Here is a 16,929-nt window from a genome sequence, read left to right on the forward strand (position 1 = left end):
CGGCCGGCACCGCCGCTGCCGGGGCATGCACCGCCGACGCAATGAGGACGAATCCATGGGCTTCACCGAAGTGTTTGTCGCCACCCACAATGACGCCCTCAAGCGTGCAGAGGCGCTGGAAGGCGGCGCCGCTGCCGGGGACGGCATCCGGATTGCCGGCATCAGTGATTTTGAGATCGAGCAGCTCGGCGACCTCGCCGGCGCCGCGGTGCACGCTGCGGGCGCGGACTACGAGCTGGCCATGGTGGACGTGGCAAGCGACTCACTTCTGGGCGTGCCGGCCGCGATGGTCCGGGCTCTGGCCGAGCTCCTCACCTACGAATCCGAGGGTGAGGGCGACGTTTTGGATGATGTGGCCGAACGCTGGGCCGCGGAGGATGACATGCCCTTTGGTGCCGGGGAAGCCAAAAACTACGTGCGGCAGCTGGCAGAGCTCGCCGGCACCGTGGACGAAGGCAGCAGGACCGGCCTCTACGTTTGGTCCTCCTAGCGCGCCATAAGCCTCCGTCCGCATGTCAAGTCGAAATAACGCGGACGATCTGGCACAATAGACAGGTACTCGATCTGCGTGGCCCCTCTCTCCGCGTCTGGATCCTGTCCTTTTCGAACCCCCAAGTACGGCCCGCCCCACGGGTGCAGAACGCGGGTTCAACCCCGTTTCAGAAACAGGAGTGACCACAAAAGTGGCCGTAAAGATTCGCCTTAAGCGCTTCGGTAAGATGCGCGCACCGTACTACCGCATCGTCGTCGCCGATTCACGCACCAAGCGTGATGGCCGCGCCATCGAAGAGATCGGCAAGTACCACCCCACCGAGGAGCCCTCATACATCGAGGTCAACTCCGAGCGTGCACAGTACTGGCTGTCCGTCGGCGCGCAGCCGTCGGAGCAGGTCGCCGCGATCCTGAAGATCACCGGTGACTGGCAGAAGTTCAAGGGTCTGCCGGGCCAGGAAGGCACCCTGAAGACCAAGGCCGACAAGGAAGCATTCGTTGCTCCGGAGAAGGGTTCCGTGATCATCCCGGAAGCCATCACCAAGAAGGCCAAGGCATCGGAAGCCCCCGCCGAGGCTGAAGCAGAGACCACCGAGGCTGAGTAGATTGCTGGCAGAAGCGCTCGAACACCTTGTCCGCGGCATTGTTGACTCCCCTGAGGATGTCAAGGTCAGTGCCAAGAACAACCGCCGCGGGGACACCCTCGAGGTGCGCGTTCACCAGGAAGACCTCGGACGGGTAATCGGACGCCAGGGCCGCACCGCGCGCGCACTGCGCACGGTCGTGGCGGCGCTGGCAGATGGCGAGCAGGTCAGGGTCGACGTTGTCGACACTGACCGCCGCCGGTAACGCGCCTGCAGCACTTGCCTTATTGTCCGGCCCCTCCACCAGCTAACGGTGGAGGGGCCGGACTGCTTTGGGCCTCACGCCCGCAAAGTCTTGACCCCGCATCAACACGCAGTCCAAAACAGAGGAACACATGCAGCTTCAGGTGGCCCGTATCGGCAAGCCCCACGGAATCCGCGGCGAGGTGACCGTCCAGGTGCTCACCGACGCGCCGGAGGACCGGTTCGTTCCCGGCACCGAATTGGTGGTGGAACCTGCCTCCGCCGGGCCGCTCACCATCCGCAGTGCCCGCTGGAACAAGGACATCCTCCTGCTCGGATTTGAGGAGGTGGCCGACCGGAACCGCGCCGAGACCCTGCGCGGCGCCAAGCTGTTCATCGAAACCGAAGAACTCGACGAGGACGACGACGAGGGCTGGTACGAACACGAGCTCGTCGGCCTCGAGGCCCGTGTTGGCTCCCAGGCCGTAGGCAAGGTCACTGCCCTGAACACCATGCCCGTGCAGGACCTGCTCGTCGTCGAAGCCCTGGACGGCAAGGAAATCCTCATCCCGTTCGTGGAACAGATCGTCCCCGAGGTGAACATCGAGGAGGGCTACATCCTGCTCACTCCGCCGGCGGGCCTGTTCGAGATCAACGAGGAGGGCGCTGAGGACCCGGAGACCCGCGGTTCGGACTCCGCCGAGGACGAGGACGAGGCCGAGCCGGAGGCCAGAGCGTAGATGAGAGTCGACGTCGTCAGTATCTTTCCCGAGTACCTGGCACCGCTGGAGCTGTCGCTCATCGGCAAGGCCCGCCAAGACGGGTTGCTGGACCTGAACGTGCACGACCTCCGCACCTTCACCACCGACCGCCACCGCACCGTGGACGACACCCCCTACGGCGGCGGCGCCGGCATGGTCATGAAGGCCGAGCCGTGGGCGCAGGCGCTGGAGTCCGTGGCGGCTGCCCGGCCGTCCGGTGCGGCCAAACCCGTGCTGATCGTCCCGTCTCCGGCCGGGGAGCGCTTCAATCAGGCGCTGGCTTACGAGCTTGCCGAGGAGGAGCACCTGGTGTTCGCCTGCGGGCGGTACGAGGGCATCGACGAGCGCGTCATCGAATGGGCGGCGGAACACTTCACGGTCCGCCCGGTCAGCCTCGGCGACTACGTCCTCAACGGCGGCGAAGTGGCCGTCCTGGCCATGGTGGAAGCCATTGGCCGGCTTCTTCCCGGAGTGGTGGGCAACCCCGAGTCGCTCGTGGAGGAGTCGCATTCGGACGGCCTGCTCGAGTACCCCGTCTACACCAAACCGTCGGTCTGGCGCGACCGGGAGGTTCCGGCCGTCCTGCTCAGCGGCAACCACGGCAAGATCGCGCAGTGGCGCCGGCACGAACAGTACCGCAGGACGGCGGAACGCCGTCCCGACCTGCTTCAGGCGTTCGACGCCGGGACCCTGCCCCGCGCGGACCGCACCGCACTCGCGGACCTGGGGTACGACGTCGTCGACGGTCACCTCCGGCCCCGGCCGGAAGCCTGAACCGTTCCTGTTATCCGGGCGGCGCTCCAGTTGGAACGGAACGTTCCATAATTAACCAATTCGTGCCAGATGTGGCAAAATTAGTCCTTGTGTCTGCTGGGTCCGCGCCTGCCACAGGGGGAGCGTAACCAACAGCAAGGCACCCCGGTGCCGCCAAAGGGTGGCGGAACCGGACCTCAACACTTCGGCAGCGATTCCCGGAAATATCCGGGCTTGGCCGCCGTGACCCAAAGTGGATGACCTGTGGCGTTCACCAGGAGTGGATCAATGCATATCCTCGATTCCGTAGATGCAGCCTCGCTGCGCACTGACGTTCCCGAGTTCCGCGCGGGTGACACCCTCAAGGTTCACGTGAACATCATCGAAGGCAAGAACTCCCGTGTCCAGGTATTCCAGGGCTTCGTCCTGGGGCGCCAGGGTGACGGCATTCGCGAGACCTTCACCGTCCGCAAGGTTTCCTTCGGTGTCGGTGTTGAGCGTACCTTCCCGGTGCACTCCCCGATCATCGAAAAGATCGAGGTCGTCACCAAGGGTGACGTCCGCCGCGCCAAGCTATACTACATGCGCGCACTGCGCGGTAAGGCCGCGAAGATCAAGGAAAAGCGCGACTTCAGCACCGCCAAGTAAAGTCCGGACGGACTTTCACGGCGGGTCCCAACCCGTGTCCGGCCAGCGCCGGAGCCATCCGCTACAGCGCCACAGGATACGGATTATGGACCAGACAAAACGCCAGCCAGGGAAACCGGGCTGGCGTTTTGCTTTGCTGGCAGTGCTGGCGGCCGTGCTGGTCAGCGGGTTGATCCGCTCCCTGTGGCTGGACGTCTATTACATTCCGTCCGCCTCGATGGAGCCGCTGTTCGGCGCGGGTGACAGGATCCTGGTGTCCCGCACCGACTTCCAGGCGGAGCCGATCCGCCGCGGCGACGTCGTCGTGTTCGATGGCCGGGGTTCGTTCGCGCCGCTGAACAGTGGGGACGGGCCGCTGCAGGAAGCGGTGGCCGCCGCAGGCCATTGGCTCGGACTGACCGGCAGTGATACTACATATGTAAAGCGGGTCATCGGGCTCCCGGGCGACCACGTGGTCTGCTGCGACGCCGGCAAACGCCTCACAGTCAACGGTCAGCCGCTCGTGGAACCCTACCTGTATGACGGTGATGCGCCGAGCACCCAGAAGTTCGACGTCACTGTTCCCGAGGGCCGGCTGTGGCTGCTCGGGGACCACCGCTCAGTGTCCGCAGACTCCCGCAGCCTGCTGGGGGCGCCGGGCGGCGGCATGGTGCGGTTGGACAGGGTGATCGGCAGGCCGGTACAGATTCTCTGGCCGCTTGATAGATTTGCGTCAGTGGCGCGGCCACCGTTGGCGGCCATTTCAACAACAAAGGACGGACAGTAGATGCCGGAAATCGATCCCGGGAGCTCCGAACCGCGGCAGGCTGCTGCGAGGCCGGGACGGCACGCCGCCCAAGAACCCGCTACAGAGGTTCCCGCCGCCAGCGGATCCGGAGCCGGGTCACCTGCCACTGTCGGCCCACGCCGCCAGGAAAAGGCCCGTGCCCGCAATCCCTTCCTGCTGTGGCTGAAGGAAATCGCCACGGTGGTGGTGATCGCCGTCGTGCTGTCCTTCCTCATCAAAACCTTCCTGTTCCGGGCCTTCTACATTCCATCCGAGTCCATGGTGAACACCCTGGACATCAACGACCGCATCTTCGTGAACCTCCTGGTGCCGGAGCCGTTCGCCCTGGAGCGCGGCGACGTGGTGGTCTTCAAAGACACCAAGGGCTGGCTGCCGCCGACGCCGCCAAAGGCCGACGGGCCGTTCACCGTGGTGGAGGACGGGCTGACCTTCGTGGGCCTGCTGCCGGACAATTCCGAGCAGCATCTGGTCAAGCGGGTCATCGGCCTCCCGGGGGACCACGTCATCTGCTGTGACGCCGGCGGCAAGATCACCGTCAACGGCGCAGCTCTGGACGAGACATACGTCAATCCTGCCGAAGTTCCGGCAGTGCGCACCTTCGACGTCGTCGTGCCCCGGGGGAAGGTCTGGGTGATGGGTGACAACCGCAACCACTCGGCGGACTCCCGTGCCCACACCGACAGCAACGGAGGCTTTGTGGACATCGCCGACATCGAAGGCAAGGCAGCCGTCATCGCCTGGCCGATGAACCGCTGGGCGGCCCTGAACAACTACCCCGATGTCTTCAAGAATGTGCCGTCTGCAGGTTAGCCATGTCCGTTGCACCCACCCTTGACTACGAGAAGCGCTTCCTTCCCCGCGGGGCGCGGTTCCTGGCCGGCGTCGACGAAGTAGGCCGCGGCGCCCTCGCGGGGCCGGTGAGCGTGGGAATCGCCGTCGTGGACCTGCAGAACATGGAACTGCTCGCGGATGTCCGGGATAGCAAGCTGCTTAAGGCAGCAGACCGCGAACGGCTCGATCCGCTGGTGCGGGCATGGAGCGTCGCCTCCGCGGTCGGGCATGCCAGCGCGCGCGAAATCGACGAATTCGGTATCATGGGCGCGCTCCGAACCGCGGGCAACAGGGCTTGGCTTGAAATCCTCGGCACCGGCATCACACCCGACGTCGTCCTGCTCGACGGCAGCCACAACTGGCTCTCGCCCGCCGCCCAGCCGTCACTGTTCGACGAAGTCATCACCGACCCCGGCTGCGACGCGCCCGTCCACACCCTCGTCAAGGCCGACATGCAGTGCCTCAGCGTCGCCGCCGCGAGTGTCCTCGCCAAGGTCGAGCGCGACCTGCACATGCGGCAGCTCCACCTCGAGTACCCCGACTTCGGCTGGGACGTCAACAAGGGCTACGGCACCGCAGCGCACCGGGAAGCGATCCGCACACGCGGCCCAAGCCCCTACCACCGGGTCAGCTGGAACCTGCTGACGGAGTAGTGCGGTGCGCGGGTTCCCTCCGCATGGTGCAAGATGGAACCATGAGTGCCGAAGACCTTGAGAACTATGAGACCGACATGGAGCTCCAGCTCTACCGGGAGTACCGCGACGTCGTGGGTCTGTTCAGCTATGTGGTCGAGACCGAGCGGCGCTTCTATCTCGCCAACCACGTGGACCTGCAGGCGCGCAGCGCCGACGGCGAGGTTTACTTCGATCTCACGCTCCAGGACGCCTGGGTCTGGGATGTCTACCGTTCGGCGCGGTTTGTGAAGAGCGTCCGGGTCATCACGTTCAAGGACGTCAACGTCGAGGAACTGCCGCGCAACGAGGAGCTCGCGCTGCCCAAGGACGTCGACCTCGGCAACTGAGGATACTGCCTCCCCCCGTTCCTTAACTGTTGCCTCGGGGCCGCCACTGTTCCTCCACACCCGGTCTTTCTGAGGGATCCCTGCCGCCTTTTCCTGTCTTTCCCACCAGTCTTTCCACATAGCCGGCTAGTGCCCTGTTCCGGGTGAGCCAGCCCCCGCAGTCTTGTTGCGGAGGTGGACATGAAAGCCAAGGATCTGCTGGGCCGGCGCGGGGAAGAGCTCGCGGCGGAATACCTGGAATCGCTGGGGATGCTGATCGTGGAGCGCAACTGGCGCTGCCCGGACGGCGAAATCGACATCGTCGCACTCGACGGCGACGCCCTCGTCATTGCCGAGGTAAAGACGCGGCGTTCGCTCGCCTACGGCCACCCGTTCGAGGCCGTGGGCGCAGACAAGCTCGCCCGGCTTCACCGCTTGGGTTCTGCCTGGTGCCGGGACCATGGACTGTGCCTGCCGCTACGCCGGGTGGATGTCATAGCCGTGCTGGACGACGGCGTCGGCAAACCCACCGTTGAGCACCTCAGGGAGGTGCTGTGATGGCGCTGGGCAGAGCCTATTCGGTGGCCCTTGTCGGCCTCAACGGCTACATCGTGGAGGTCGAGGCCGACATCGGCCAGACCCTGCCGGCTTTTGTGCTCCTTGGCCTCCCGGACGCCTCCCTCAACGAGGCCCGGGACCGCATCCGCTCCGCGGCGCAGAACTCCGGCATTCCGCTGAGCCGGCGGAAGATCACCGCCAACCTCATTCCGGCGTCCCTGCCCAAGCGCGGTTCAGGCTTCGACCTTGCCATCGCCATGTCGGTGCTGCGCGCCGCGGAGGACATCAGCCCCACCGGGCGCACCGTCTTCATAGCGGAGCTGGGACTGGACGGACGCCTCCGGCCTGTCCGCGGGATACTCCCGGCCGTGATGTCCGCGGTGCAGGCCGGGTTCCCGGATATCGTGGTGGCCCAGGAGAATGCGGCAGAGGCCGAACTTGTCCCTGGGGCCAGCGTCCGCGGCTACCGGACCCTGGCACGGCTGGTGTTCGATTTCGGCGCTGACCCTCAGGAACTTGCCCTGGACTTCGCGCCGGAGGACGAACCCGCGGGGACAGAGCCTGTCTCCGTGGACGCGCCCGTCCCGGACATGTGCGACGTGTCCGGCCAGGCAGAGGCACGCCGCGCCCTTGAGGTAGCCGCCGCCGGTGCCCACCACCTGCTGCTGACGGGCCCGCCCGGCGCCGGCAAGACCATGCTGGCCGAACGGCTTCCCGGGCTCCTGCCCGATCTGCGCGACACGGAGGCGATGGAGGTGACGGCCATCCACTCACTGTGCCAGCTCCCCAGCGCGGGGGTGCAGCTGGTCCGGCGGCCGCCCTTCGAGAATCCCCACCACACCGCCACGGCCGCGGCGATCATCGGCGGCGGGTCGGGGCTGCCGCGTCCGGGTGCCGCATCGCGGGCCCACCGCGGAATCCTGTTCCTCGACGAGGCACCCGAATACGAACGCAGGGTCCTGGATGCACTCAGGCAGCCGCTGGAGAGCGGCGAGCTGGTCATCCACCGCTCGGCCGGAGCAGCGGCCTACCCTGCGCGGTTCCAGCTGGTGTTGGCAGCCAATCCGTGTCCGTGCGGCAAGGCCTCGGGGAAGGGCATTGAATGCACGTGCACGCCGTTCATGCGGCGCCGCTACATGTCGCGGATGTCCGGGCCGCTCCTGGACCGTGTGGACATCCAGCTGCAGGTGGACCGTGTGTCGCTGGCGGACTTTGGACAGTCAGGGGGAGCGGAGGACAGTGCAACGGTCGGTGCCCGGGTCTTGGCTGCCCGGGCCAGCCAGCTGCAGCGGCTGCAACCCTGGGGGATGGAAACGAATTCCCAGGTGCCCGGGCGAATCCTGCGCGGCGAACTGAAACTGGCGTCCGCCACCACCCGGATCCTGGACCATGCCCTGGAACGGGGCGTACTCACGGCCAGGGGCTATGACCGCGTCCTCCGCCTAGCGTGGACTCTGGCCGATCTTGGTGGCCGGGAGCAGCCGGACGGAAACGACATCGGACAGGCACTGAGCCTCCGCCAGACCGCTTCGGCAGCGGCGTGAAAGGGAACACATGCAAAACGAGAGACTTGCCCGTGCCGCGCTGTCCAGGCTGATGGAGCCGCAGGACGTCGCGGGCCTGGCCCTGGTGCACGTTGCCGGGGCGGCGGACGCGTTGCGGATAGCCACCGGCCAGGTCGGCTACGGGCCGGGGCTGGAGCAGGACATCACGGGCATGCTGGCAGAGAGCAGTTCGGTGAACTCGTGGGCCGGTCTCGGTGCAGCGCTGAAGCGCTGGGCACCGAGGATTCCCGACCTTGCACCGGAGCGCGACCTGGCCACCATGCAGCGGCTGGGCGGCCGGATGATCATCCCGGCGGATGGGCTCTGGCCCCGCCAGCTGGACGATCTCGGCCTGCACCAGCCGATCTGCCTTTGGTGGCGGGGCATTGAGCTGGACCTGCCCCCGGCGGCCCGAGCGGTAGCCCTGGTGGGCTCGCGGGACAGCACCAGCTACGGCGCGTCAGTCACCGGTGACCTTGCCTACTCCCTGGCGCAGCGGGGATTCACCGTGGTGTCAGGCGGCGCGTACGGGATTGACGCACATGCGCACCGGGCAGCCCTGGCCGGGGGATCGGGTGCCATGCCGACCATCGCCGTCATGGCCGGCGGCGTGGACCGCTTCTATCCCTCCGGGAATGAGGATCTCCTGCGTGCCGTTGCGAACCAGGGCGCCGTGCTCGCCGAGGTTCCGCCTGGATCCGCCCCCACCCGTTACCGCTTCCTCCAGCGGAACCGGCTCATCGCTGCCCTCGCGTCCGTCACTGTTGTGGTGGAGGCACGGTGGCGGTCCGGTGCCCTGAATACCGCGCATCACGCGGAAACCCTGGGCCGTGCGGTGGGAGCCGTTCCCGGTTCGGTCCACAGTGCCAACTCTGCCGGCTGCCACCGGCTCCTGCGCGACGGCGGCGCCGTTTGCGTGACTGATGCCGGGGAGATCGCCGAGCTTGCGTCGCCCAGCGGCCAGTCCTTGCCCGACGAAAGGAGCGGTCAGGCGGCCGATCACGACGGCCTCACGCTTGAGGACCTGATCCTGCTGGACGCCCTCCCGCTGCGCTCTGCCAGCTCCGTCGAAAAGCTTTGCAGCGTGGCCGGCCTCGGCGCCGAATCAGTGCGTGCGGGCCTTGGCAGGCTGGCCCTGCTGGGACTGGCCGTCTCCGAGCAGGGAGGCTGGAAGCGCACCAAGCAATCAACATAGGACCAGGCAATCAGCAAAGGGCTGCCGCCCGGCGTTGTCCCCCTCGCCGGGCGGCGCCTGACGTGTCCTGCTTACCTGCCCGTTCCCGATTAACAGCGCCGCTTCCCCCGACAACCGTGCCGTTCCTTGATTCTGCGCCAGATGCTGGGACAGTGGGGGAGTGGAGAAACAGGAACTGCCGGCTGCCCTCGCCCGGGCCGTGACGGGTTTCAGCCGGTACCTGACGGGTGAGCGGGCCCGGTCCGAACACACAGTGCGCGCATACCTCTCCGACGTCGCCAGCCTGCTGGGCTATGCGGCCGGTGAAGGGGTGACGGATCCCAGGGGGCTCGAACTGGGCACCCTCCGGCGCTGGCTCGGCAGCCAGAGCGAGGCCGGCGCGTCCCGTTCCACGCTTGCCCGCCGCGCCGCCACGGCGCGGGCTTTCACCTCCTGGGCGCTGCGGGAAGAACTGATCGAAACCGATCCCGCCCTGCGCCTGCAGGCCCCCAAACGCGATGGTTCCCTGCCTGGTGTCTTGCAGCAGCAGCAGCTCTCCCGCCTGCTGGCCGATCTCAACGAGGCGGCCAAAGATGGTGATCCCATGGCGCTGCGCAACCGGGCCATGGTTGAACTGCTCTACGCCACCGGTGTCCGTGTCGGCGAACTGGCAGGCCTCGACGTCGATGACCTCGACCCGGACCGGAGAACCCTGCGCGTACTCGGTAAAGGCAACAAGGAACGGACGGTGCCCTACGGGCTCCCGGCTGCGCTCGCCGTCGACGACTGGCTGCGGCGCGGCCGCGGAAAGCTCGCCGCCGCGGACAGCGGACCCGCCCTCTTCCTCGGTGCCCGCGGCCGCCGCGTGGACCAGCGCCAGGTCCGCAGCGTGGTGAAGGTGCTGTTCGACGCGCTGGGCGATACCTCCGCCACAGGCCCGCACGCCCTGCGGCATACCGCAGCGACGCACCTGCTCGACGGCGGGGCAGACCTTCGCGCGGTCCAGGAAATACTCGGTCACAGCAGCCTCGCCACCACCCAGATCTATACCCACGTCTCCGTGGACCGCCTGCGGAAGAGCTACCAGCAGGCCCACCCGCGCGCTTAGGGAGTTTCTCCGGCGCGTCTTCTACACCACGCCGAATTGCACTGGCGTAATTAGACGGCGTACGGCACAATAAGATCCAAGTTCGGCAACTTTCAAGTTGTGCTTGAAGCAGCTTTTCAGGCGCCCCTTGGCAGTCCGGCAAGTAACTTCATAGATTGGCAGGAATCACAGGCACCAGGCGGTGGCCGGAGCAGTACAGATCCATCCATGCAGGTCGTTGGGGAAGACGTACCTACAGCTATGGAGGATGGAATGTCTGTTGCAATGACCCGCGGTGTGCTGTTTATTCACTCGGCCCCAACCGCACTGTGCCCGCACGTTGAGTGGGCCATCGGATCCGTCGTGGACAAGCGAACGGATCTTGAATGGACCCCTCAGCCCGCCGCGCCCGGAATGTTCCGCTCGGAGCTGTCCTGGACCGGCGCGCAGGGGACAGGTGCGCAGCTTGCGTCTGCCCTCCGGGGCTGGGCACACCTGCGCTTCGAGGTCACCGAAGAACCCAGCCAGGGCGTGGACGGTGGACGCTGGTCCCACACACCCGAGCTGGGCATTTTCCATGCCGTAACGGATGTGCACGGCAACATCATGGTGTCAGAGGACCGCATCCGCTACGCCTATGAGGCCGGCGCCGGCGATCCCTCAGCCGTTTACCATGAGCTGTCGCTTGCCCTCGGTGAGGCGTGGGACGAGGAGCTGGAACCGTTCAGGCACGCCGCCGAAGGCGCCCCGGTGCGCTGGCTGCACCAGGTCGGCTGACGGGCAAGGGTCCGGCTGACGGGCAAAGTCGGCTGACGAGCAGCGCCGCCCGGCTGACGTGTGAGCCACGGCAATCCCCATAGCAACGAAGAAGCCCCCGCCAACCGGCGGGGGCTTCTTCGGCCATAGATTTAGGTCACATCACACGCTGCGGATGGCAACGACGGCGTTGTGCCCGCCGAAGCCGAACGAGTTGCTGAGCGCGACGATGTCGCCGGCCGGCAGGTCGCGGGCCGAGGTCACGACGTCGAGCGGGATCTCCGGATCCTGGTTCTCGAGGTTGATGGTGAGGGGAGCTTTGCGCTCGTGGACTGCCAGGACGGTGAGAACGGCCTCGACGGCGCCCGAGGCGCCGAGCAGGTGGCCCATCTGCGACTTGGTGGCCGAGACGGCAACGCTCCCTACGTGGTTGCCGAGCGCCGCCTTCAGGGCCGTGTACTCCGGCTTGTCTCCGACCGGCGTCGACGTTGCGTGGGCGTTGACGTGGACCACGTCCTCCGCCTGGATGCGGCCATCGAACATGGCTGCCTTGAGGGCGCGGGTGGCACCCAGGCCTTGCGGGTCCGGTGCCGTGATGTGGTAGGCGTCGGCGGTCACCGAGGTGCCGGCGAGCTCGCCGTAAATCCGGGCACCGCGGGCGAGGGCGTGCTCCTCCGCTTCCAGCACCAGTGCGCCGGCACCTTCGCCCATGACGAAGCCGTCACGGTCAAGGTCGTAGGGGCGCGAGGCGTGCTCGGGGTCGTCATTGCGCCGGGAAAGGGCCTGCATCGAGGAGAAGGCTGCAAGCGGCATCGGGTGGATGGCGGCTTCGGCGCCACCGCACATGACGACGTCGGCCTTGCCTGAGCGGATCAGGTCCAGTCCGAGGTGCATGGCTTCCGTGCCGGACGCGCAGGCGGAAACGGGTGTGTGCGCACCGGCGCGGGCCCCCAGGTCCAGGCTGACGGCGGCGGCCACGCCGTTGGGCATGAGCATCGGAACCGTCATGGGCAGGACGCGGCGGGGGCCCTTCTCCTTCAGCGTGTCCCACGCGTCAAGGAGCGTCCAGACGCCGCCGATTCCGGTGGCGAAGGCGACGGCCAGCCGGTCAGGGTCGATTTCGGTGATGCCGGAGTCTGCCCAGGCCTCACGTGCGGCGATGACGCCGAACTGGGTCGACGGGTCCATGCGCTTGGCCTCAACGCGGCTCAGGACGTCGAGGGCCGGCGTGGAGCACCGGGCGGCGAAGTGGACCGGCAGCTCGTACTTGGCAACCCAGTCATCCTCAAGAGTCCGGGCTCCGGAAACGCCCTTCAGCGCGTTCTGCCACATCGTGGGTACATCGCCGCCGATGGGCGTGGTGGCACCCAGACCTGTAATGACTACTTTGCGTGTCATGGGATCACTCTCTGTCGGTGCGCCTGCCGTGTCCTGTGCTGCTGGCCGGTGGCCGGAGTGGGTGGCGTGCGGGGAAGTCTGCAAAAAATTTAGGGGTGGTGCATCGGCTGGCCGATCCGGGAAGTCCGGGCCGGCCAGCCGGGTTCAGCCGTGAAGCTGGAGCCTGTAGAGGCTAGGGCCAATGAAGGCGGGTGTCTTACTTACGCCTGGGCGTTGGAGATGAAGTCAACGGCGTCGCCAACGGTCTTGAGGTTCTTGACCTCTTCGTCCGGGATGCGGACGCCGAACTTCTCTTCGGCGTTGACGACGATGGTCATCATGGAGATGGAGTCGATGTCCAGGTCCTCGGTGAAGGACTTGTCCAGCTCGACGGCCTCGGGGGCCAGGCCGGTTTCTTCGTTGACGATTTCAGCCAGTCCGGCCAGGATCTCTTCGTTGCTAGCCATTGATGGCTCCTTTTCTTGTTATTGCCGGCAGGGGATGCCGGAAATGGGCAAACCGCGGTTGCGGCTTGGTTATCGGGATTGCTACGGAAGGACAACTACCTGGGCGCCGAAGACCAGTCCGGCGCCGAAGCCAATCTGCAGGGCAAGTCCGCCGCTCAGCGCGGGGTTTTCCTGGAGCAGGCGGTGCGTGGCCAATGGGATCGAGGCCGCCGAGGTGTTGCCGGCATCGGCGATGTCCCGGGCAACGGTGACGGTCTCGGGCAGCTTCAGCTTCTTGACCATCTCGTCGATGATCCGCATGTTGGCCTGGTGCGGAATGAAGGCCACCAGGTCCTCGGCCTGGATACCGGCGGCGTCCAGAGCCTGCTGGGCAACCTTGGCCATCTCCCAGACTGCCCAGCGGAACACCGTCTGGCCGTCCTGGCGGAGGGTCGGGTAGAGTTCCTGCGCCTCTTCGAGGAGCGCGAGGTCGCCCGTGGAGTCGGACCGGCGTGCTGCGAGGCCGAGGTCGCGGACATCCAGGATGGAGCGGGTCATGCCGATGGCATCCCACTTGCTGCCGTCCGATCCCCACACCGACGGCGCGATGCCGGGCGTGTCCGACGGGCCGATGACGACGGCGCCGGCGCCGTCGCCCAGCAGGAACGAGATGGTGCGTTCGCGGTTGTCGATGACGTCGGAGAGCTTTTCCGCGCCGACAACCAGGACGTACTTGGCGGCCCCTGAACGGACCAGCGCATCACCCTGGGCTATGCCGTAGCAGTAGCCGGCGCAGGCAGCGGAGATGTCAAAGGCCGGGGCGGGCGTGGCGCCCAGGCGGTCGGCGAGGCTCGCGGCAGCCGAGGGCGTGGCGTACGGGTGGGTCACCGTGGAGACGATCACTGCACCGAGCTGGGATGCCTCGATGCCCGCCTTCTGCATGGCCTCACGGGCGGCACCCTCGGCCATGTCGATCACGCTGACATCGGCGGGGGCGCGGTGGCGGGTGACGATGCCGGTACGCTGGCGGATCCACTCGTCGGAGGAATCGATCCACTGGCATACGTCCTCGTTGGTGACCAGGACGTCCGGGCGGTAAGCGCCGATGCCGAGGATCCGGGTGTGCTCGTTGAGCGGGGTCTGCTTCAGTACCGGCGTGCTGCTCATGCCTGTCCTTCCAGTTCTGCGAAGAGTGCAAGGGCCGCGGACAGGTCCTCCGGCGTTTTGACAGCAACGGTCTTGACACCCGGCATGCCCCGCTTGGCCAGCCCGGCCAGGGTGCCCGCGGGAGCGAGTTCGATGACGCCGGTGACTCCGCGGTTCACGAGGGTCTCCATGCAGAGGTCCCAGCGGACCGGCCGCGAGACCTGGGCGATCAGGCTGTCGACGGCGGCGGCGCCCTCCGTGACCTCCCGGCCGTCGAAGTTGGACAGCAGCGGCACGGCGGGTGCCTGTGGCTGCAGTTCCGGGCGGAGCGCCTCGAGGGCGCTCACTGCGGGAGCCATGTGGGAGGTGTGGAATGCCCCGGCGACCTTTAGCGGAATCACGCGCGCCTTGGCCGGCGGATTCTCGGCCAGGGCCTTGAGCTGTTCGAAGGTGCCGGCGGCGACGGTCTGGCCCGCGCCGTTGACATTTGCCGGCGTTGCGCCGGCGGCCTCAATGGCGGCCAGTACCTCGGCGGGGTCGCCGCCCACCACGGCGCTCATGCCGGTGGGGGTGACGGCAGCAGCCGCGGCCATGCTGTTGGCGCGCTCACGCACAAACGTCATGGCTTCCTTTTCGGTGAGCACGCCGGCCAGCGCGGACGCCGTGATCTCGCCCACCGAGTGCCCCGCCAGGATGACCGGCAGGGTGCTGAGTTCGACGTCGAACAGTGACTTGGCAGCCACCAGCCCGGCTGCCACGATGAGCGGCTGCGCGACGGCGGTGTCCTTGATGGTTTCCTCGTCAGAGGTGGTCCCGTGCGCAGTGAGGTCGATGCCTGCAATTTCGCTCAGGGAGGCCAGATGGCCTGCTACGGAGGGCAGTTCCAGCCAAGGGGCCAGGAAACCGGGGGTCTGTGAGCCCTGTCCAGGGCAGACGATTGCAAGCACGTATCCAGCTTTCCAAATTACCGGGTGATCCATTGGTGTTTCCGTACACCAAGCTCACGGGGTCAGATTGTAGGAAGTCTACAACGGTTCAGTTCGTGTTCCGAGCGGCAACACGCTCGACGGCGGGCTTGGGAGGTGTGGAAAGCCGCCCCACCACCAGGGCTGCCTGGAGCACAAAGGCCTCCCTGGGAAGCAGCGGATCCCACCCCGTCACGTCGCAAACGCGCTTGAGCCGGTACCGCACCGTGTTGGCATGGACGAAGAGTTCGCGTGCTGTCGCCTCAAGCGAATGCCCCAGTTCCAGGTAGGTGCCGAGCGTTTCCACCAGCCCGTTGGACGCGGCGAGGAGCGGCCGGTAGATGTTCTTCACGAGCGACCGCCGGGCGGCATCGTCCCCGGAGATGACCCGTTCCGGCAGGAGGTCGTCGGCTGCCACCGGGCGCGGAGCTGCGGGCCAGGCCCGGGCGGCGGTGAGCCCGGCGAAGGCAGACTGCGCCGAGCCGCTGGCTTCCAGCAGGGAGCTGGCCTCCGCCCCGTAAACGACCGGTCCTGGCGCGAACATTTCGCTGAGCTTCACATACGCGGTTTCCCGGTCGTGCACGCCGCCCAGGATCAGGATGAGGCGGTCGCCCTGGATTCCCACGAGGGCATCCTCCGCGTACCGGCCAGCCATGCGGCGCAGCTCGCTGACGTAGCTGGCACTGGGTTCCGACGGCGAGTTCCCCACCATCACGGTGAAGCGCTCCTGCGCCTTCCAGCCGAGCGCGGCGATCCTCGAGCGCAGCGCGTCAGTGTTTTCGCCGCGCAGGATGGCGTCCACAATCAGGGCTTCGAGCCGCGTGTCCCAGGAGCCCCGGGATTCCGCGGCGCGTGCGTACACGTCGGCGGCGGCAAATGCCACTTCCCGCGAGTACCGGAGGACTGCTTCGCGCAGGGAGGGCTGGTCCGCTTCGGGAGCGATGACCGGAACCTGGTCCTCCACCACTTCCACCACGATCCGGATGAGCTGGAGCGCCTTCTGCAGGCTGATGGACCGGGTCAGTTCCGTCGGGGCCGTACCGAAAACGTCGGACAGGATCCATGACGGGGAACTGGGGCGCTCGTACCAGGTGACGAACGCCGCGATGCCGTTCTGCGCCACCAGACCCAGTGCGGAGCGCTCGTCCGAACTGAGCCGGCTGTACCACGGCAGGGACTTTTCCAGCTGGCGCATGGTGGTGGTGGACAACTGACCGACGCTGGCCCTGAGCTTTTTCAGGGTCTCCGTCTTCTCCGGAGTCATGGTCCGGGAGGACGGTTTGCGCGGTGCAGGGGAGGGGGACGGCTCGGGCATAATTCGAGCATACGGCCCCTGCGGGGCAAGCTCCATTTTGTGCAAAGGCTACAACTTCGGTTGTGCTGAGTCACAGCCGGTCCGGCGCTTCGGCGGAGTGCCGCTGAAGTACCGCAAACGGACGACGGCGGCCCCCACCTTGGGTGGGAACCGCCGTCGTTCGTTTTCGCACTCCGGTTAGGCCGGCTGGTTAGGACTCGCCTCCGGCGTTGCCCGTAGTGCCGGCGTTCACGTTGAGCAGGCGGTACTTCTCGATCGCCTGCGCCGGTGCCTGTCCGTCAACCTCACCCTTGGCTGCGAGCAGCTGCAGGGTCTTCACAACGACGGAGTGGGTGTCGTTCTTGAAGAAGCGGCGGGCGGCGGCCCGGGTGTCGGAGAAGCCGAAGCCGTCGGCGCCGAGGGTGGCGAAGTCGTTCGGGACGAACTGCCGGATCTGGTCCGGGACGGCCTTCATGTAGTCCG

Annotated in this window: 21 protein-coding genes; 15 read left to right on the forward strand and 6 right to left on the reverse strand. The window is 66.7% G+C overall.

The annotated features are described in order from the left end of the window. Positions 1-55 precede the first annotated feature (55 nt). The 15 genes from AC5RWD_RS17410 to AC5RWD_RS17480 all read left to right on the forward strand — a co-directional run bounded on the left by AC5RWD_RS17410 (position 56) and on the right by AC5RWD_RS17480 (position 11,239). Positions 56-490: a hypothetical protein gene (locus tag AC5RWD_RS17410; RefSeq protein ID WP_494021213.1), complete on the forward strand. Its 435-nt coding sequence runs from the start codon at positions 56-58 to the stop codon at positions 488-490. 193 nt (positions 491-683) lie between these two features. After that, the gene (gene rpsP / locus AC5RWD_RS17415) at positions 684-1,097 is read left to right on the forward strand and encodes a 30S ribosomal protein S16 (RefSeq protein WP_102972220.1); all 414 of its coding nucleotides are present in this window, start codon (positions 684-686) and stop codon (positions 1,095-1,097) included. A 1-nt stretch (position 1,098) separates the two neighbouring features. Beyond that, positions 1,099-1,341 carry an RNA-binding protein gene (locus AC5RWD_RS17420; RefSeq protein WP_076802241.1) on the forward strand — a complete coding sequence of 81 codons (243 nt, stop codon included), beginning with the start codon at positions 1,099-1,101 and terminating at the stop codon, positions 1,339-1,341. A 130-nt stretch (positions 1,342-1,471) separates the two neighbouring features. After that, positions 1,472-2,059, forward strand: coding sequence for a ribosome maturation factor RimM (rimM, locus tag AC5RWD_RS17425; protein ID WP_494021214.1), 588 nt, complete (start codon positions 1,472-1,474; stop codon positions 2,057-2,059). Next, complete coding sequence (trmD, locus tag AC5RWD_RS17430) at positions 2,060-2,854, forward strand: tRNA (guanosine(37)-N1)-methyltransferase TrmD (protein ID WP_494021215.1); 795 nt, start codon at positions 2,060-2,062, stop codon at positions 2,852-2,854. 267 nt (positions 2,855-3,121) lie between these two features. Then, positions 3,122-3,481, forward strand: a complete 360-nt coding sequence (rplS, locus tag AC5RWD_RS17435; protein ID WP_111905994.1) for a 50S ribosomal protein L19 — start codon at positions 3,122-3,124, stop codon at positions 3,479-3,481. 85 nt (positions 3,482-3,566) lie between these two features. Then, positions 3,567-4,247 (forward strand): signal peptidase I, encoded by a 681-nt coding sequence (lepB, locus tag AC5RWD_RS17440; protein WP_494021216.1) that lies wholly within the window; start codon positions 3,567-3,569, stop codon positions 4,245-4,247. Then, positions 4,248-5,078: a signal peptidase I gene (gene lepB, locus AC5RWD_RS17445; protein WP_494021217.1), complete on the forward strand. Its 831-nt coding sequence runs from the start codon at positions 4,248-4,250 to the stop codon at positions 5,076-5,078. A gap of 2 nt (positions 5,079-5,080) precedes the next feature. After that, on the forward strand, positions 5,081-5,752 hold the full coding sequence (gene rnhB, locus AC5RWD_RS17450; protein WP_494021218.1) for a ribonuclease HII: 672 nt from the start codon (positions 5,081-5,083) through the stop codon (positions 5,750-5,752). 41 nt (positions 5,753-5,793) lie between these two features. Continuing rightward, complete coding sequence (locus tag AC5RWD_RS17455) at positions 5,794-6,120, forward strand: DUF2469 domain-containing protein (protein ID WP_003806068.1); 327 nt, start codon at positions 5,794-5,796, stop codon at positions 6,118-6,120. Between the two features lie 180 nt (positions 6,121-6,300). Then, a complete protein-coding gene (locus AC5RWD_RS17460; RefSeq protein WP_494021219.1) occupies positions 6,301-6,657 on the forward strand; it encodes a YraN family protein in 357 nt (118 codons plus the stop codon). Continuing rightward, the gene (locus AC5RWD_RS17465) at positions 6,657-8,201 is read left to right on the forward strand and encodes a YifB family Mg chelatase-like AAA ATPase (RefSeq protein WP_494021220.1); all 1,545 of its coding nucleotides are present in this window, start codon (positions 6,657-6,659) and stop codon (positions 8,199-8,201) included. The genes AC5RWD_RS17460 and AC5RWD_RS17465 overlap by 1 nt, the downstream gene beginning before the upstream one ends. 10 nt (positions 8,202-8,211) lie before the next feature. Then, on the forward strand, positions 8,212-9,396 hold the full coding sequence (gene dprA, locus AC5RWD_RS17470; protein WP_494021221.1) for a DNA-processing protein DprA: 1,185 nt from the start codon (positions 8,212-8,214) through the stop codon (positions 9,394-9,396). Positions 9,397-9,556: 160 nt separating this feature from the next. Continuing rightward, complete coding sequence (locus AC5RWD_RS17475) at positions 9,557-10,483, forward strand: tyrosine recombinase XerC (RefSeq protein WP_494021222.1); 927 nt, start codon at positions 9,557-9,559, stop codon at positions 10,481-10,483. A 252-nt stretch (positions 10,484-10,735) separates the two neighbouring features. Then, on the forward strand, positions 10,736-11,239 hold the full coding sequence (locus AC5RWD_RS17480; RefSeq protein ID WP_003806074.1) for a DUF3145 domain-containing protein: 504 nt from the start codon (positions 10,736-10,738) through the stop codon (positions 11,237-11,239). Between the two features lie 141 nt (positions 11,240-11,380). Here the strand turns inward: AC5RWD_RS17480 and AC5RWD_RS17485 are convergent, their stop codons facing one another. The 6 genes from AC5RWD_RS17485 to AC5RWD_RS17510 all read right to left on the reverse strand — a co-directional run. Then, positions 11,381-12,616, reverse strand: coding sequence for a beta-ketoacyl-[acyl-carrier-protein] synthase family protein (locus tag AC5RWD_RS17485; protein ID WP_494021223.1), 1,236 nt, complete (start codon positions 12,614-12,616; stop codon positions 11,381-11,383). A gap of 200 nt (positions 12,617-12,816) precedes the next feature. After that, positions 12,817-13,062, reverse strand: coding sequence for an acyl carrier protein (locus AC5RWD_RS17490; RefSeq protein WP_003806076.1), 246 nt, complete (start codon positions 13,060-13,062; stop codon positions 12,817-12,819). 81 nt (positions 13,063-13,143) lie between these two features. Then, positions 13,144-14,208, reverse strand: a complete 1,065-nt coding sequence (locus AC5RWD_RS17495) for a beta-ketoacyl-ACP synthase III (protein WP_494021224.1) — start codon at positions 14,206-14,208, stop codon at positions 13,144-13,146. Next, positions 14,205-15,134, reverse strand: coding sequence for an ACP S-malonyltransferase (locus tag AC5RWD_RS17500; protein WP_494021225.1), 930 nt, complete (start codon positions 15,132-15,134; stop codon positions 14,205-14,207). Before AC5RWD_RS17500 ends, AC5RWD_RS17495 begins: the two co-directional genes overlap by 4 nt. Before the next feature lie 88 nt (positions 15,135-15,222). Beyond that, entirely contained in the window at positions 15,223-16,467 is a 1,245-nt protein-coding gene (locus tag AC5RWD_RS17505; protein ID WP_494021226.1) for a PucR family transcriptional regulator, read from the reverse strand. Between the two features lie 190 nt (positions 16,468-16,657). Continuing rightward, on the reverse strand, positions 16,658-16,929 hold a 272-nt coding region (locus tag AC5RWD_RS17510; protein WP_494021227.1), incomplete at its 5' end, for a hypothetical protein.

This window comes from Arthrobacter sp. CMU6, from assembly GCF_059090205.1.

Bases quoted from the DNA above. Each gene is read 5' to 3' on its own strand.
- AC5RWD_RS17485 (WP_494021223.1), bottom strand. From the start codon at position 12,616: ATGACACGCAAAGTAGTCATTACAGGTCTGGGTGCCACCACGCCCATC.
- AC5RWD_RS17490 (WP_003806076.1), bottom strand. From the start codon at position 13,062: ATGGCTAGCAACGAAGAGATCCTGGCCGGACTGGCTGAAATCGTCAAC.
- AC5RWD_RS17465 (WP_494021220.1), top strand. From the start codon at position 6,657: ATGGCGCTGGGCAGAGCCTATTCGGTGGCCCTTGTCGGCCTCAACGGC.
- rimM (WP_494021214.1), top strand. From the start codon at position 1,472: ATGCAGCTTCAGGTGGCCCGTATCGGCAAGCCCCACGGAATCCGCGGC.
- AC5RWD_RS17410 (WP_494021213.1), top strand. From the start codon at position 56: ATGGGCTTCACCGAAGTGTTTGTCGCCACCCACAATGACGCCCTCAAG.
- AC5RWD_RS17455 (WP_003806068.1), top strand. From the start codon at position 5,794: ATGAGTGCCGAAGACCTTGAGAACTATGAGACCGACATGGAGCTCCAG.
- AC5RWD_RS17460 (WP_494021219.1), top strand. From the start codon at position 6,301: ATGAAAGCCAAGGATCTGCTGGGCCGGCGCGGGGAAGAGCTCGCGGCG.
- lepB (WP_494021216.1), top strand. From the start codon at position 3,567: ATGGACCAGACAAAACGCCAGCCAGGGAAACCGGGCTGGCGTTTTGCT.
- trmD (WP_494021215.1), top strand. From the start codon at position 2,060: ATGAGAGTCGACGTCGTCAGTATCTTTCCCGAGTACCTGGCACCGCTG.
- AC5RWD_RS17480 (WP_003806074.1), top strand. From the start codon at position 10,736: ATGTCTGTTGCAATGACCCGCGGTGTGCTGTTTATTCACTCGGCCCCA.
- lepB (WP_494021217.1), top strand. From the start codon at position 4,248: ATGCCGGAAATCGATCCCGGGAGCTCCGAACCGCGGCAGGCTGCTGCG.
- dprA (WP_494021221.1), top strand. From the start codon at position 8,212: ATGCAAAACGAGAGACTTGCCCGTGCCGCGCTGTCCAGGCTGATGGAG.
- AC5RWD_RS17495 (WP_494021224.1), bottom strand. From the start codon at position 14,208: ATGAGCAGCACGCCGGTACTGAAGCAGACCCCGCTCAACGAGCACACC.
- rnhB (WP_494021218.1), top strand. From the start codon at position 5,081: ATGTCCGTTGCACCCACCCTTGACTACGAGAAGCGCTTCCTTCCCCGC.
- AC5RWD_RS17505 (WP_494021226.1), bottom strand. From the start codon at position 16,467: ATGCCCGAGCCGTCCCCCTCCCCTGCACCGCGCAAACCGTCCTCCCGG.
- rplS (WP_111905994.1), top strand. From the start codon at position 3,122: ATGCATATCCTCGATTCCGTAGATGCAGCCTCGCTGCGCACTGACGTT.